Genomic DNA, 14,276 nt, shown 5'->3' on the forward strand with positions numbered 1-14,276 from the left:
AGGACTCTTATGTCGCGTCGTATCTCCCCCGTCATACCCGGCTTCGGGCTGACGCTGGGCTACACCTTGGTGTACCTCAGTCTGATTGTGCTCATACCGCTGGCGGCGATGTTCGTGCACGCCGCTCAACTCACCTGGGATCAGTTCTGGGCCATCATTTCGGCGCCGCGGGTGTGGGCGGCGTTGAAGTTGAGCTTCAGCACCGCGTTATATGCCGCGTTGATCAACGGCGTGATCGGCACGCTGCTGGCCTGGGTGCTGGTGCGTTACACCTTCCCCGGGCGCAAGATCATCGACGCGATGATCGACCTGCCGTTTGCGCTGCCCACCGCCGTGGCCGGTATCGCGCTCACCGCCTTGTATGCGCCGAATGGCCTGGTAGGCCAGTTCGCCGCCGACATGGGCTTCAAGATCGCCTACACCCCGTTGGGCATCACCCTGGCGCTGACCTTCGTCACACTGCCGTTCGTGGTGCGCACGGTGCAACCGGTGCTCGCCGATATCCCCCGGGAAATCGAAGAAGCTGCCGCGTGCCTTGGCGCCAAGCCTTTGCAGGTCTTTCGCTACATCCTCGTACCCGCGTTGCTGCCAGCCTGGCTGACCGGGTTTGCACTGGCCTTTGCCCGCGGCGTGGGTGAGTACGGTTCGGTGATCTTCATCGCCGGCAACATGCCGATGAAAACCGAGATCCTGCCGTTGCTGATCATGGTCAAGCTCGATCAATACGACTACACCGGCGCGACCTCCATCGGCGTGCTGATGCTGGTGGTTTCCTTTGTCCTGTTGCTGCTGATCAACTTGTTGCAGCGGCGCATCGAACACCCATAAGGAGGCGCGGAACATGTCCCAATCGTCTATTTCCGCTGCGTCCTCGGCCAACGCTGCCCGGCGTGGCAGCGCGGTGTCCCGACGCATACTGATTGGCCTCGGCTGGTTGATTTTCGCCCTGTTCCTGTTGCTGCCATTGTTTATCGTGGTGTCCCAGGGCCTGAAGCTGGGCCTGGGCGCGTTTTTTGCGGCGATCTTCGAACCCGACGCGCTGTCGGCGTTGAAGCTCACGGTGTTTGCCGTGCTGATTTCGGTGCCGCTCAACCTCGTCTTCGGCGTCAGCGCCGCCTGGTGTGTGAGCAAGTACTCGTTTCGTGGCAAAAGCATGCTGGTGACGCTGATCGACCTGCCGTTCTCGGTGTCGCCGGTGATCGCGGGCCTGGTGTATGTGCTGATGTTCGGCGCCCAGGGTTTCTTTGGCCCCTGGCTGCAGGATCACGACATCCAGATCGTCTTCGCCCTGCCGGGCATCGTCCTGGCGACGATCTTCGTCACCGTGCCGTTCGTGGCCCGTGAACTGATCCCGCTGATGCAGGAACAAGGCACCCAGGAAGAAGAGGCCGCCCGTCTGTTGGGCGCCAACGGCTGGCAGATGTTCTGGCACGTCACCGTGCCGAACATCAAATGGGGCCTGATCTACGGCGTGGTGCTGTGTACCGCCCGGGCCATGGGCGAGTTCGGCGCGGTGTCGGTGGTCTCGGGGCATATTCGCGGCGTCACCAATACCCTGCCGCTGCACGTCGAGATTCTCTACAACGAATACAACCACGTCGCCGCGTTCGCGGTGGCGAGCCTGTTGCTGATCCTGGCGCTCTTCATCCTGCTGCTCAAGCAGTGGAGCGAGAACCGTATCAACCGCCTGCGCGCCAGTAGCGGTGAGGAATAAGTCATGTCGATCGAAGTCCGTAACGTCAGTAAGCACTTCAACGCCTTCAAGGCCCTGGACAGCATCAGCCTGGACATCCAGAGCGGTGAACTGGTCGCGCTGCTCGGCCCTTCAGGCTGCGGCAAGACCACCTTGCTGCGCATCATCGCCGGTCTGGAAACCCCCGATACCGGCAATATCGTGTTCCACGGCGAAGACGTCTCCGGCCACGATGTGCGTGATCGCAACGTCGGGTTCGTGTTCCAGCACTACGCGCTGTTCCGCCACATGACGGTGTTCGACAACGTCGCCTTCGGCCTGCGCATGAAACCGAAAAACCAGCGTCCGAGCGAAACCCAGATCGCGGCCAAGGTGCACGAGCTGCTGAACATGGTGCAACTGGACTGGTTGTCCGACCGTTACCCGGAACAACTCTCTGGTGGCCAGCGCCAGCGCATCGCCCTGGCCCGCGCCCTCGCGGTGGAACCGAAAGTACTGCTGCTGGACGAGCCGTTCGGCGCCCTTGATGCCAAGGTCCGCAAGGAGCTGCGTCGCTGGCTGGCGCGTCTGCACGAAGACATCAACCTGACGTCGGTGTTCGTCACCCACGATCAGGAAGAAGCCATGGAAGTCGCCGACCGTATCGTGGTGATGAACAAGGGCGTGATCGAACAGATCGGCTCACCGGGCGAGGTTTACGAAAATCCGGCCAGCGATTTCGTCTATCACTTTCTCGGCGATTCCAACCGCTTGCACCTGGGTGAGGACCAGCATGTGTTGTTTCGTCCGCACGAAGTGTCGCTGTCGCGCCATGAGCTGGAAGATCACCATGCGGCCGAAGTCCGCGATATTCGCCCGTTGGGGGCGACCACGCGGGTGACATTGAAGGTCGAAGGCCAGAGTGATCTGATCGAGGCCGAGGTGGTGAAAGACCATGACAGCCTCATCGGTTTAGCCCGGGGCGAGACCCTGTTCTTCAAGCCCAAGGTGTGGCAGAAAGCCTAGACCCGAGCAACACACGAGGTAAATGAGAGCTACCCCTCTCCCCAAAGGGGCGAGGGGACTGACCAAAGTGTGCTGAGAAAATGGGCGACCTGAAAGATCGATTTGATGGCAAATACAACGTCGTCTTTTCAGGTCTAAAAATATCTGAAATATCCCCCATTCGTCCCTCTCCCCTTGGGGAGAGGGGACTGACCAAAGTGTGCTGAGAAAATGGGCAACCTGAAAGATCGATTTGATGGCAAATTCAACGTCGTCCTTTCAGGTCTGAAAATATCTGAAATATCCCCCATTCAGTTCCCTCTCCCCCTTGGGGAGAGGGTTAGGGTGAGGGGGTGGGTCTCAAGGCAAACACAAAAAAACGCAACAGCGCTATGGCGAAATTCAGATCGCGCGCAACAGAACCGGTCCTGAACGCGCCTCGATCTGCTGTTTGAGGTCCTGCCGCAGCCCCAGCAAAAACGCCATCTCCGCCACCACGAACAAAGGCCCGACGATCAACCCGGACACGTCATCGACAAATGCTGGCTTGCGGCCTTCGTAGTAATGGCCGACAAACTGGATCACCCAGCCCACCACAAACAGGCCAATGCCGCTGCCGAGCCACACAAATGTGCTTTGCTCGGCCAGCACATGACCCGCCCAGACTGACAGGCCCATCAACACGCTCATCAACACGCCTAAAGCCAGCTCCAGACGCAGATAGAACCCTGCCGAAAACAGCGCCAGCAGTACCGCTGGCGACAGCCAAAGGCCGGCCAGCGACCATTCCGGGCGTGACAGCAGCACGGCGACCGCCACCACGATCATGGGGATGCCGATGAAATGGCTGGCGATATTGCGCGGATCACGGTGGTAGGCGGCGTATTGACTGAGATGGTCGACGAGGCTTTTCATTGTTATTCCTCCTGTAGGATGCTGGATCATGCCCTGTCAGGCACGGACCAACTGTCAACTGGCCGACAATCTTCGGAGTGTTCATGGATGCAGAGAAATGGCACCAACGACTGATCACCGGTCACTGGTACAGCCACCTGCCCGCTGATCTACAGAATAGCTTGCTGGCCGCGGCCCGGTTGCGGTTGCTGACGGCGGGCCAGTCCCTGTTCAAGCGCGGCGATCCGCCCTGTGGGGTGTATGCGGTGCTGGAAGGGGCCGTACGAGTCAGCGCGGTCAATGCCCAAGGCAAGGAAGCGGTGCTTAGCCTGGTGGAGACGCCCTATTGGTTTGGCGAGATTTGCCTGTTCGATGGTTTGCCGCGCACGCACGATGCCTTGGCCGTCGGACCCTGTACGCTGTTGCAGGTACCGCAAGCGAGCATGCTCAAGCTCCTTGATAACCAGCCGGCGTATTGGCGTGACATGGCCCTGCTGATGAGCCACAAGTTGCGCTTGTCGTTGATCAATATCGAACAGATGAGCCTGATGCCGGCCTTGTCGCGGCTGGCTCACCGGTTGCTGATGATTGCCGAAGGCTACGGTGAAATAGAGCATGCGCGGCGGCTGTTGCAATTGCCCCAGGAGGATCTGGCGGCGATGCTGAGCCTGTCGCGCCAGACCACCAATGCTCTGCTCAGGACGTTGCAGCAACAAGGTATCGTCGGACTGAGTTATGGTGCGATCGAGATACTCGACCTGCCACGTCTGCGGCTGGCCGCAGGCATCGACGCGGCTACGTTGCCCCTGCCACATGGGCAAACGCCGCACCCTTGAATGACAGGTTTTTAATCAACCATGACGAGGTAAGGCATGCAGGTGCTGTTAGTGGAAGACCAGCCCCAACTGGCGCGACGTATGGCCCAGGGGCTGGAAGAAGCCGGCTACGGGGTGGAAGTGGCGGCCAATGGCATGGCGGCCCAGCGGTTTGTCGAGAGTACTGAATACGCTCTGGTGATCCTGGATGTGATGTTGCCGGGCCTGAATGCCTGGCAATTGCAGCAGGCTATCCGCCAGAAAGGCCAGACGCCTTTGCTGTTTCTCACCACTGAGCACGGGATTGAAGACCGCCTGCGCGGGCTGGAGCTGCATGAGGATGACTATCTGCTCAAGCCCTTTGAACCCAAGGCGTTGGTCGCGCGCGTGAGGAAGTTGTTGCGCCGTGACCGAGGGCGTTGACTGCGTTGATCAGCGCTACCGCAACCCCTCCCGAAACTGCCCCGGCGTCATTCCGGTCCAGCGCTTGAACGCCCGGTTGAAACTGCTGGTGTCTGCAAACCCGAGCAAATGACTGATCTCGGCCAACGAGCAATCCGGGTCACGCAAATGCTGCAGCGCAAGGTTTTCCCGACACTCATTGAGCAGGGCATCGAACCGACACCCTTCATCGGCCAAATGCCGTTGCAAGCTGCGCAGGCTCAAGTGCAAGGCCTGGGCAATGCGCTCGGCGCCGGGTTCGCCGTCCGGCAATTGGGCCTCAATCGCCGATCGCACTTTGCGCTCCCAGGTCAGCGGTTGCAGTTGCGCCAACGTACGCTTGAGCACCGTTTCGTTATGCTCGGCCAATTCCGGGTTGGCGTCGTCCAGGTGACTGTCGAAATCAGCCTGGGCGAATTCCAGGCGGTCCTCCTCGGCGGCGAAAAACACAGGGGCGCGAAACACCTTGTGCCAGGGCTCCGGGTCGGCCGGCGCCGGGCGCCGCAGGTACACCGCCAGCGGCGCATAGTCACGTCCCAGGCGGTTGCGACAGGTGCGCACATAAATCGCCACGAACGCATCAATGGCCTCGAAGGCCGGTGCCGGACGACCCTCTGCACGCAGCAAGCGAAAACAATAGCGCTCACCTTCATGTTTCAGCTCCAGGCACAGCGCGTCGCTGACCACCTGGTGATAGCGCACGATGCGTTCGAACACCTCGCGCAGGCTGCCACTGGCCACCAAGGCATAGCCCAGCGCATGGAAGGTGGTAGGGCTGACAAACCGCGATACCCGCAGACCGATGGCCGGATCGCCACTGGCCTGCACCGCCAGTTCCCACAGGCGCGTGGTGGCGGATAACGGGTAGCGTGCATTGGGGTCGTCCATGTGCTGCGGATCAAGGCCGGCTTCGGCGCACAGCGCCGCGCTGTCGAGGCCGAGGGCGTCGAGTTGCTTGCGCAAGGCGCGGGTCCAGCTGGCGAGGGAAGTGGCTTCAGGCATGGCAATTGGCGCTTGCGGTCAACAGGTTGGCGTGCGGGGCTAGCGTCCCGCCAAAAGTCTTGAGGCAGGATACAGGCATCAATAAGCAAGAGGATGGAAGCATGGACGGTACTTCTGCAAGTCCCCGACAGATGAACGCGCAACAGCGTGCGGCGCATATCCGTGAAGTGGTGCTGGCCGAAGGCATGCGTTTGCGCCGGTGCCACCCGTGGCTACGGCATCAGGATGCGTTGGGCGCGGGCATCCTGGCCTTTGCCTTGGCGGGCATGCTCGGTTCGGCGGCGCTGTACATCACCGGGCATATGGCAGGGTGGGCGTGCCTGTTGCTTAACGCGTTCCTGGCGTCACTGACCCATGAACTGGAGCATGACCTGATCCACAGCATGTATTTTCGCAAGCAGCGCCTGCCCCACAACCTGATGATGGGCCTGGTCTGGCTGGCGCGCCCAAGTACCATCAATCCGTGGATACGGCGCCACCTGCACCTGAATCACCACAAGGTTTCCGGCACCGAGGCCGACATCGAAGAACGCGCCATCACCAATGGCGAGCCTTGGGGCATCGCGCGGTTGCTGATGGTCGGCGACAACATCATGTCGGCGCTGATCCGCATCCTGCGAGCCGCGACCTGGAAGCACAAGCTGAGCATTCTCAAGCGGTCGCTGCTGGTGTATGCGCCGCTGGCACTCCTGCATTGGGGCGCCTGGTACGTGTTCCTCGGCTTTCACGCCGCCAATGGTGTCGCCAGCCTGCTGGGCGCACCGATTGACTGGTCGGCCGGCACCCTGTCGACGATGCATGTGATCGATATTGCCGTCGTGGTGATTATCGGCCCCAATGTGCTGCGCACGTTCTGCCTGCACTTTGTCAGCTCCAACATGCACTACTACGGCGATGTCGAACCGGGCAACGTGATCCAGCAAACCCAGGTCCTCAACCCTTGGTGGCTATGGCCGTTGCAGGCGTTCTGCTTCAACTTCGGCAGCACCCATGGCATTCACCACTTCGTGGTCAAGGAACCGTTCTACATTCGGCAGATGACGGCGAGGGTGGCGCATAAGGTGATGGCCGAGATGGGCGTACGCTTCAATGATTTCGGCACCTTTACCCGGGCCAATCGTTTTGAACGCAACGCGAACCCATCCCTGGACCCGATCCGCCCGGCGCAAACCCTGACGCGCTGAGCACTCGCTAGCCGGGGACGGCGAGGCTGCGGTAAGTCGCGGGGCTGAACACCCGCGTTACCACCAGCATTGCCAGCACCGAGAAGGTCAGCACCAGCCAGGCGCTGGTGAAGCTGCCAGTCAACTCCCGCAGCCAGCCGGTCATCCATGGCGAGACGGCGTTGATCAAAAAGCCCACGCCTTGCACGAACGCCGCCAGTTGCCCGGCTTCACGCGGGTCGCGGCGGTGGTCGAGGGTCAGCAACAGGCTCAGGGCAAAACAGGCGCCCAGGCCGAAACCGATCAGCGCCACCCACAGATGGGGTTGTTGCAGCGGCGCCAGCCACAAGCCCAGATAGCCCACGGTCTGCGCCAGCAGGCTGATGGTCAGCAAGGGGCGGCGGTCGATACCGCGTTGGGCCAGCGCCGGCATCAGCAGCGCGGCGCAGACCTGGAAAATCGTCATGAAGGCCAACAGTGAACCGCTGGGCAGCACCTCCCAGCCCAGTTGCTGGTAGTAAGCCGGCAGCCACGCCACCATGCTCATGTAACCGCAATTGACCAAGCCGAAATACAGCGCCAGCAACCACGCACGGCGGTTGCGCAGGCCTTGGAAGGGCGCCGTTGGCTGATGATTTTTCGCCGCGCCCAACGGCAGCCACGCCCACAGCAGCAACGCGCCGAGCGCTGGCAGCAACCAGATACCGAGCCCGGCCTGCCAATGCTGAAAGTGGCTGGCGACCAGCGGACTGAGCAGCGCCGCCAAGCCACCGCCGCCCATCAACGACGCGGAGTAGACCCCCATCGCCAGCGGCACCCGGTGATGGAACTGGCGCTTGATCATGCCCGGCACCAGCGCCTGGACCAGCGCCACGCCGGCGCCGCCGAACAACGCCGTGATCAGCAGTGCCGGTGCCTGATCCAGCAGCCAGCGCGCCACGCAGGCCAGCAGAATCATCATCAGGCCCAAGGCAATCCCACGCCTTTCGCCCAACTGTGCTTCCACCCGAATGCCGACCAGCGCCACCAGGCCCATGCACACCACCGGCAGGCTGGTGAGCAATGCGCTGCTCTGGAAACCCAGGCCGGTGGCGTGGCGAATCTCTCCCAGTAACGGGCTGATGGAACTGAGGATGGGCCGCAGGTTGAGGCCCAGTGCTACCAGCAGGCCCCAGCCGGCGAGTCTGCTGGCCAATGAGTTATTCAATGTCATGCGGGGCCTGCTTGATCAGTCATAAAGTACCTCGTGAGCACGATTCTCGAACGCTATCGCGCAAACGCAAGCCGAACCGTCGTAGTAGCTGTCGAGCCCAGCCTCGCCACGACTCGACAGCTGCTACGGGATTTGACCCAGGTGCGGGCGACGATCCGGCGTGAAGTATGAACAGGCACTCAGGTATTCTGAAATTAAATATAACCATGCCAATCAGTGGCACTCACGATGGTGAAGCGTATGTTCGATCCCGTGTTGTTGCGCAGTTTCATCGCCGTTATCGAGTGCGCCAACTTCACGCGCGCCGCCGAGCGCCTGCACCTGACCCAATCCACCGTCAGCCAGCAGATTCGCCGCCTGGAAGACAGTGTGGGTTGCCAACTGCTGGACCGCGATCAGCGGCGGGTCGTGGCGACCGCCGAGGGCGAGCGCCTGCTGGCCTATGCGCGCAGGATCCTGACGCTGCACGAGGAAGCCGCCGACGTGCTGATCAACCAGCGCAGCGACGGCGTGTTGCGCCTTGGCGTACCGGAGGATTTTGCTGCGGAACGCTTGATGCCGTTGCTTTCGGCATTTGTCGTGGCCTATCCACGGGTACGCCTGGAAGTCACCAGCGGCCTGGGGCCGGAGTTGCTGCGCCAATACCGCGCGGGTGAATTCGATGTGTTGCTGGTCAAGCAGATGGGCAGCAGCGACGACTGCCTGGCGTCATGGCCGGAGCCGTTGTGCTGGGTCGATAGTCGCCGCTCGCCGGCGCTGGGGCGTGACCCATTGCCGTTGGTGGCGTTTCCGGTGGGTGGTTTGTACCGCAATGAAATGCTCCACCACCTTGAAGTCGGTGGCTGGCGCTGGCGCATCGGCTATTCCAGCGCGAGCCTCGCGAGCGTGTGCTCGGCAGTCGCGGCCGGGCTCGGTATCAGCCTGTTGCCGGAGCGAGTGGTGCTGCCCGGGCATGCCGTGCTGGAAGCGGATAGCGGATTGCCGGCGGTGCAAGGCGTGCGATTGGCGTTGTATGGACGCAGTGGTCCGGGCACGGCGGGGCAGACGTTGCAGCAGCAGTTGCGGGACTTATGTGACGCCAACCCGCGCTGAGTGGTGGCCGTCTGAAGCAGCCTGGATCTGAGGTGGAGGGGGGGGTTGTGGTTGGCTTGAGACCTGCCCCTCACCCTAACCCTCTCCCCAGAGGGGCGAGGGGACTGACCGAAGTGGGCCGAGAAAATTGGCGACCTGAAAAACCGTTTTGATTTTGGATTCAAAGCTGCTCTTCCAGGTTGCCCTAGATTGCCAAAATCCCCCGATCAGTCCCCGCTCCCCAGAGGCGAGGGGACTGGCCGAAGTGGGCGGAGAAAATTGGCGACCTGAGAAATCGTTTTGATTTTGGATTCAAACCTGCTCTTCCAGGTTGCCCTAGATTGCCAAAATCCCCCGCTCAGTCCCCTCTCTCCAGAGGGGCGAGGGGACTGACTGAAGTGGGCGGAGAAACTTGGCGACCTGAGAAACCGTTTTGATTTTGGGTTCAAAGCTGCTCTTCCAGGTTGCCCTAGATTGCCAAAATCCCCCGCTCAGTCCCCTCTCCCCAGAGGGGCGAGGGGACTGACTGAAGTGGGCGGAGAAAATTGGCGACCTGAGAAATCGTTTTGATTTTGGATTCAAACCTGCTCTTCCAGGTTGCCCTAGATTGCCAAAATCCCCCGCTCAGTCCCCTCTCTCCAGAGGGGCGAGGGGACTGACTGAAGTGGGCGGAGAAACTTGGCGACCTGAGAAACCGTTTTGATTTTGGGTTCAAAGCTGCTCTTCCAGGTTGCCCTAGATTGCCAAAATCCCCCGCTCAGTCCCCTCTCCCCAGAGGGGCGAGGGGACTGACTGAAGTGGGCGGAGAAACTTGGCGACCTGAGAAATCGTTTTGATTTTGGATTCAAAGCTGCTCTTCCAGGTTGCCCTAGAGTGCCAAAATCCCCCGATCAGTCCCCTCTCCCCTTTGGGGAGAGGGTTAGGGTGAGGGGCGGATCTCCAGCCTGCCGCCTATCGCCCGGCCGCCACAGCATTTTTAACCCGGACACCGCGTACCCCATTTCATCGCCAGCCTTTCATCGCGATCCCAATACGCCTGCTTTTCAAAACCCTTTCAAACGACCTTGAAAATCACTTGTGGTTATTAATAAATAGCTTCTTATTCCTTAACGAATATATATGGCGTCCCTATACTGACCCGCATTGTTAAGCGCTGCAGGAGGGCACACCCATGCACAGCGAGTCGATTCGTTACCTGATCGTGCCGGGCTGGCAAGGATCGCCAGAAGAGCATTGGCAAAGCCACTGGCAGAACAGTTTGCCCAACAGCGCCCGCGTGGAGCAGGCCGACTGGTTGACGCCGCGCCGCGAGGATTGGGTGGCGGCCCTGGCCGAGGCGATTGCTGCCGACAGTACGCCGGTCATTCTGATTGCCCACAGCCTGGGCTGCATCACCGTCGCCCACTGGGCCGCGACCGCGCCGTTGCAGTCTTTGCGCCTGGTACGCGGGGCCTTGCTGGTGGCGCCGGCGGATGTCGAGCGGCCTGCCTGCGCACCGGCGTTGCGCAACTTTGCGCCGATTCCGACAGGCTTATTGCCATTTCCCAGTCAACTGGTCAGTTCCGATAACGACAGCGCTGTCAGCGCCCCCAGGGCCCTGGAAATGGCGCGTCACTGGGGGGCCGAAGCCGGGATCCTGGCGGGCGCCGGTCATATCAACGTGAAATCCGGCCACCGGCGCTGGGAGCAGGGTTTTGCCTACCTCTATCGCCTGCAGAATCGTCTGGAGCACCACGCCCGGCGCCGCGCCTGAACCTGTTCAACGCCCCGTCCTGAACGCGGGGCGGGAGTTTGCCATGAGTCTGCATGAAATTTATGGTCAGTCATTGCTGACCTTCCCCGACGCGGAAAAAAGCCCTTTGAGCATCCGCGCCAAGGCGCTGGTGTTCGTCGATCCGCGTTCTCGTCAGTTGCGTGAAGACCTCGAAAACCTTGCCCCTCGCGCCTTGCCGGTGTTGATTCGCGGCGAAACCGGCACCGGCAAGGAATTGCTGGCGCGGCATATCCATCGCGGCAGTGATCGCGGTGGCTTGTTTGTCTCGGTCAACTGCGGCGCCATCAGCCCGACCTACGCCGATGCCGAACTGTTCGGCTATGCCGCCGGCAGCCACGGCGGTTCAGCCAGCAGTCGCGCCGGCTGGTTTGGTTCAGCCAATGGCGGCACGTTGTATCTGGATGAAATCGGCGACTTGCCGTTGCCGATCCAGAGCAAATTGCTGGCCGCCCTGGAAAATCACGAAGTCACCCGGGTCGGGGCCCGGCAGCCCAGCCCGGTGGATGTGCGCCTGGTTGCCGCCACCAGTATCGACCTGGCGCAGGCCGTGGCCGCTGGAAAGTTTCACGAACGCCTGTTCCATTACCTCGGTGAAGGCCAACTTGAACTGCCGGCACTGCGTGAGCGCGTGGGCGACATTGCGGCCCTGGCCGAGTACTTTCTCGGCATCTACAGCCAGCGCCTGGAGTTGCCGGTGCCGCTGATCAGCGATGCCGCGCAACGGCTGCTCGAGCAGCACAGTTGGCCGGGTAACACCCGGGAATTGGAGAACGTGATTCACTTTGCGCTGCTGGTCAGCCATGGCGCTGAGATTTTGCCGGAGCATTTGAATTTGCCCGTGCCCTCCGTGACGCAGATTGAGCAGCAAGCACGGCAGATCCTCAGCGGCGGCAGCGAAGGCGAGCGTGCGGCGTTGAAGCGTTTGCTCGGCAACCTGAGTTCCGTATGAGTGAAATGGAATATCAAAGTGAATAAAAGGTATTGTTCGGGAATAAAAAATACCGGTATTGTCCGTTGCATGCCGCGATAGCACTTCGCTGGCACCGCATATAAGAAATGGTCGTCACCGACGCCCTGGATTTTCGATTAAGGACACTGCATGAAAAAGTTTCTGTTGTTCACCGCACTGGCGGCTGCCTTGACCACCGGCCTGGCCCAGGCCAACGAAAAACTGGTCATCGCCGCCACTCCGGTGCCCCACGCCGAAATCCTCGAGCTGATCAAGCCGACCCTGGCCAAAGAAGGCGTGGACCTGGAAATCAAGGTGTTCACCGACTACGTGCAGCCGAACGTTCAAGTGGCCGAGAAGCGTCTGGACGCCAACTACTTCCAGACTCTGCCGTACCTGGAAAACTTCAACAAAGGCAAGGGTACCAACCTGGTCACCGTCGTCGGTGTTCACGTTGAACCGTTCGGTGGTTATTCCAGGAAAGTCACCAAGCTCGACGACCTTGAGGACGGCGCCACCGTGGCAATTCCCAACGAAGGTTCCAACAGCGGCCGTGCCCTGTTGCTGCTGCAAAAGGCTGGCCTGATCACCCTGAAAGACCCGAAAAACGCACTGTCCACACCCAAGGATATCGTGAGCAACCCGAAGAACCTGAAGTTCAAGGAGCTGGAATCAGCCCTGTTGCCACGGGTTCTGGACCAGGTCGACCTGGACATGATCAACACCAACTACGCGCTGGAAGCCGGCCTGAATCCGGCCAAGGATGCATTGGTCATTGAGTCGTCCGATTCGCCCTACGTGAACTTCCTGGTCGCCCGCCCGGACAACAAGGACAGCGAGGCTATCCAGAAACTCTCCAAGGCCCTGACCAGCCCTGAAGTCAAGGCTTTCATCGAGAAGAAGTACAACGGCGCTGTCGTGCCGGCGTTCTGATTCGCTAAACCCGCTTCAAGGTTTTAACGCCGACGGCTAAGACAGCGTCGGCGTTTTTTTAGGCCTGGCGTAGGCGGCCGGTTCCAGGCCCTCTGTATTCAGCTCGGCCAATGCCACGCCGGCTCATCCAACACCCGTTGCCCGACAATCTGCGTCTGTCCCATCACCTTCTCCAGCACAATCGAATTGCACTGCTCATCCTGCTGCAATGCGGCAATCAGGCGGCTGGCATGGGACACCACCCACACCTGGCAGCGTTGTGAGGCCTGGATAATCAAGCGTGCCAGCGCTGGCAGCAGGTCCGGGTGCAGACTGGTTTCCGGTTCGTTCAGCACCATCATCGTCGGTGGGCGTGGCGTCAGCAGCGCGGCGACCAGCAACAAATAGCGCAAGGTTCCATCCGACAGCTCCGCCGCTGACAACGGGCGCAGCAAGCCTTCCTGATAAAACTCAATGGCGAAGCGCCCGCCCTGCAACGGTTCGATATTCAAGCGGGCGCCGGGAAACGCATCGCTGATCGCCCGCTGCAACGCCTCGGGGTCGCCGATTTCCCGGATGGTCTGCAACGCCGCCGCCAGATCGCGGCCATCGTGGTGCAGCACCGGCGTGCGCGTTCCCAGTTGCGGCAGGCGCACCGGTGCGTCGGCGTCGCTGCGAAAATGATCGTAAAAGCGCCAGCCGCGAATGCTTTCGCGCAGCATCAATACTTCCGGCGAGCCTCGCAGGCTGCCGACTTGATCGAACAGGCTGTGATAGTCCGGCGTGTGTTGCGCCAGCACATCCCAGGCGCGACCCTCGCGGGCGCGGACCAATGGTCCGGAGCGTTGCACCAGCAGGCTCGCCGGGCGGTACAGGTGGCCGGCCCAGATGCATTCTTTCTTGATCTCGGGGTCGAGACAGAAATAAGACGTGCTGGGTTCTGGCAGGCCCAAGGAAATCGCGTAGCTGAAATCTTCCCCGGCAAACCCCAGGCGCAAACGCTTGACGCCCTGGCGCACGGTTGCCTGCACCGCGACTTCGCCATTGAGCATGCGGCGACTGATGGTTTCGGGCCCGGCCCAGAAGGTCGAATCCAGCCCGCCTTCACGGGCCAAGGCGTTGATCACGCCGCCCTGCGCGGTCTCTGCCAGCAGGCGCAAGGCGCGATACAGGTTGGATTTACCGCTGCCATTGGGCCCGGTGATCAGGTTCAGCCGATCCAGTGGCACCACCAGTTTATTGATCGAGCGGTAGTTGGCCACCGCTAAAGTCTTGAGCATGAGCGTCGTATCTGACTGAGAACGAGCGTAAGTATGGGATCCTCCCTGCGGATAAGGAACCCTGAACTAAGCTCAGAGTCGCATA

Annotated in this window: 14 protein-coding genes; 10 read left to right on the plus strand and 4 right to left on the minus strand. The window is 60.9% G+C overall.

All coding sequences use genetic code 11. The features are described 5' to 3' along the window. Positions 1-9 precede the first annotated feature (9 nt). The 3 genes from cysT to AC6CIA_RS23885 are packed head-to-tail and all read left to right on the plus strand — an operon-like array spanning position 10 to position 2,698. Complete coding sequence (cysT, locus tag AC6CIA_RS23875; protein WP_339529276.1) at positions 10-828, plus strand: sulfate ABC transporter permease subunit CysT; 819 nt, start codon at positions 10-12, stop codon at positions 826-828. A 13-nt stretch (positions 829-841) separates the two neighbouring features. Next, on the plus strand, positions 842-1,714 hold the full coding sequence (cysW, locus tag AC6CIA_RS23880) for a sulfate ABC transporter permease subunit CysW (protein WP_084381920.1): 873 nt from the start codon (positions 842-844) through the stop codon (positions 1,712-1,714). Between the two features lie 3 nt (positions 1,715-1,717). After that, the gene (locus AC6CIA_RS23885) at positions 1,718-2,698 is read left to right on the plus strand and encodes a sulfate/molybdate ABC transporter ATP-binding protein (protein WP_498315594.1); all 981 of its coding nucleotides are present in this window, start codon (positions 1,718-1,720) and stop codon (positions 2,696-2,698) included. Positions 2,699-3,079: 381 nt separating this feature from the next. Here AC6CIA_RS23885 and AC6CIA_RS23890 read toward each other — a convergent pair whose 3' ends face one another. After that, on the minus strand, positions 3,080-3,592 hold the full coding sequence (locus AC6CIA_RS23890) for an Mpo1 family 2-hydroxy fatty acid dioxygenase (protein ID WP_498315595.1): 513 nt from the start codon (positions 3,590-3,592) through the stop codon (positions 3,080-3,082). 83 nt (positions 3,593-3,675) lie between these two features. Between AC6CIA_RS23890 and AC6CIA_RS23895 the strand changes: the two genes are divergently transcribed. Together AC6CIA_RS23895 and AC6CIA_RS23900 are read left to right on the plus strand one after the other, a co-directional pair. Next, entirely contained in the window at positions 3,676-4,407 is a 732-nt protein-coding gene (locus AC6CIA_RS23895; RefSeq protein WP_498315596.1) for a Crp/Fnr family transcriptional regulator, read from the plus strand. A 36-nt stretch (positions 4,408-4,443) separates the two neighbouring features. After that, the gene (locus tag AC6CIA_RS23900) at positions 4,444-4,809 is read left to right on the plus strand and encodes a response regulator transcription factor (RefSeq protein WP_498315597.1); all 366 of its coding nucleotides are present in this window, start codon (positions 4,444-4,446) and stop codon (positions 4,807-4,809) included. Positions 4,810-4,824: 15 nt separating this feature from the next. Here the strand turns inward: AC6CIA_RS23900 and AC6CIA_RS23905 are convergent, their stop codons facing one another. Beyond that, on the minus strand, positions 4,825-5,829 hold the full coding sequence (locus AC6CIA_RS23905; RefSeq protein WP_339529281.1) for an AraC family transcriptional regulator: 1,005 nt from the start codon (positions 5,827-5,829) through the stop codon (positions 4,825-4,827). A 101-nt stretch (positions 5,830-5,930) separates the two neighbouring features. Between AC6CIA_RS23905 and AC6CIA_RS23910 the strand changes: the two genes are divergently transcribed. After that, positions 5,931-7,013 carry a fatty acid desaturase gene (locus AC6CIA_RS23910; RefSeq protein WP_498315598.1) on the plus strand — a complete coding sequence of 361 codons (1,083 nt, stop codon included), beginning with the start codon at positions 5,931-5,933 and terminating at the stop codon, positions 7,011-7,013. Between the two features lie 7 nt (positions 7,014-7,020). Here the strand turns inward: AC6CIA_RS23910 and AC6CIA_RS23915 are convergent, their stop codons facing one another. Continuing rightward, a complete protein-coding gene (locus AC6CIA_RS23915; RefSeq protein WP_498315599.1) occupies positions 7,021-8,205 on the minus strand; it encodes a CynX/NimT family MFS transporter in 1,185 nt (394 codons plus the stop codon). Positions 8,206-8,445: 240 nt separating this feature from the next. On the opposite strand from AC6CIA_RS23915, the gene AC6CIA_RS23920 reads away from it, so the two are divergent. The 4 genes from AC6CIA_RS23920 (at position 8,446) to AC6CIA_RS23935 (ending at position 12,932) form a co-directional block, all read left to right on the plus strand. Next, on the plus strand, positions 8,446-9,297 hold the full coding sequence (locus tag AC6CIA_RS23920) for a LysR family transcriptional regulator (RefSeq protein ID WP_498315600.1): 852 nt from the start codon (positions 8,446-8,448) through the stop codon (positions 9,295-9,297). Between the two features lie 1,150 nt (positions 9,298-10,447). Then, a complete protein-coding gene (locus tag AC6CIA_RS23925; RefSeq protein WP_498315601.1) occupies positions 10,448-11,029 on the plus strand; it encodes an alpha/beta hydrolase in 582 nt (193 codons plus the stop codon). 43 nt (positions 11,030-11,072) lie between these two features. Further along, on the plus strand, positions 11,073-11,999 hold the full coding sequence (locus AC6CIA_RS23930; RefSeq protein ID WP_498315602.1) for a sigma 54-interacting transcriptional regulator: 927 nt from the start codon (positions 11,073-11,075) through the stop codon (positions 11,997-11,999). A 150-nt stretch (positions 12,000-12,149) separates the two neighbouring features. Continuing rightward, positions 12,150-12,932 carry a MetQ/NlpA family ABC transporter substrate-binding protein gene (locus tag AC6CIA_RS23935; protein ID WP_498315603.1) on the plus strand — a complete coding sequence of 261 codons (783 nt, stop codon included), beginning with the start codon at positions 12,150-12,152 and terminating at the stop codon, positions 12,930-12,932. A 98-nt stretch (positions 12,933-13,030) separates the two neighbouring features. Here AC6CIA_RS23935 and AC6CIA_RS23940 read toward each other — a convergent pair whose 3' ends face one another. After that, complete coding sequence (locus AC6CIA_RS23940; RefSeq protein WP_498315604.1) at positions 13,031-14,191, minus strand: AAA family ATPase; 1,161 nt, start codon at positions 14,189-14,191, stop codon at positions 13,031-13,033. Between the last annotated feature and the right edge of the window lie 85 nt (positions 14,192-14,276).

The organism is Pseudomonas sp. GQ91 (genome assembly GCF_059758795.1).

Coding starts and splice junctions, on each gene's coding strand:
- AC6CIA_RS23940 (WP_498315604.1), bottom strand. CDS start 14,191: ATGCTCAAGACTTTAGCGGTGGCCAACTACCGCTCGATCAATAAACTG.
- AC6CIA_RS23920 (WP_498315600.1), top strand. CDS start 8,446: ATGTTCGATCCCGTGTTGTTGCGCAGTTTCATCGCCGTTATCGAGTGC.
- AC6CIA_RS23910 (WP_498315598.1), top strand. CDS start 5,931: ATGGACGGTACTTCTGCAAGTCCCCGACAGATGAACGCGCAACAGCGT.
- cysT (WP_339529276.1), top strand. CDS start 10: ATGTCGCGTCGTATCTCCCCCGTCATACCCGGCTTCGGGCTGACGCTG.
- AC6CIA_RS23925 (WP_498315601.1), top strand. CDS start 10,448: ATGCACAGCGAGTCGATTCGTTACCTGATCGTGCCGGGCTGGCAAGGA.
- AC6CIA_RS23885 (WP_498315594.1), top strand. CDS start 1,718: ATGTCGATCGAAGTCCGTAACGTCAGTAAGCACTTCAACGCCTTCAAG.
- AC6CIA_RS23900 (WP_498315597.1), top strand. CDS start 4,444: ATGCAGGTGCTGTTAGTGGAAGACCAGCCCCAACTGGCGCGACGTATG.
- AC6CIA_RS23935 (WP_498315603.1), top strand. CDS start 12,150: ATGAAAAAGTTTCTGTTGTTCACCGCACTGGCGGCTGCCTTGACCACC.
- AC6CIA_RS23905 (WP_339529281.1), bottom strand. CDS start 5,829: ATGCCTGAAGCCACTTCCCTCGCCAGCTGGACCCGCGCCTTGCGCAAG.
- AC6CIA_RS23890 (WP_498315595.1), bottom strand. CDS start 3,592: ATGAAAAGCCTCGTCGACCATCTCAGTCAATACGCCGCCTACCACCGT.
- AC6CIA_RS23930 (WP_498315602.1), top strand. CDS start 11,073: ATGAGTCTGCATGAAATTTATGGTCAGTCATTGCTGACCTTCCCCGAC.
- AC6CIA_RS23915 (WP_498315599.1), bottom strand. CDS start 8,205: ATGACATTGAATAACTCATTGGCCAGCAGACTCGCCGGCTGGGGCCTG.
- AC6CIA_RS23895 (WP_498315596.1), top strand. CDS start 3,676: ATGGATGCAGAGAAATGGCACCAACGACTGATCACCGGTCACTGGTAC.
- cysW (WP_084381920.1), top strand. CDS start 842: ATGTCCCAATCGTCTATTTCCGCTGCGTCCTCGGCCAACGCTGCCCGG.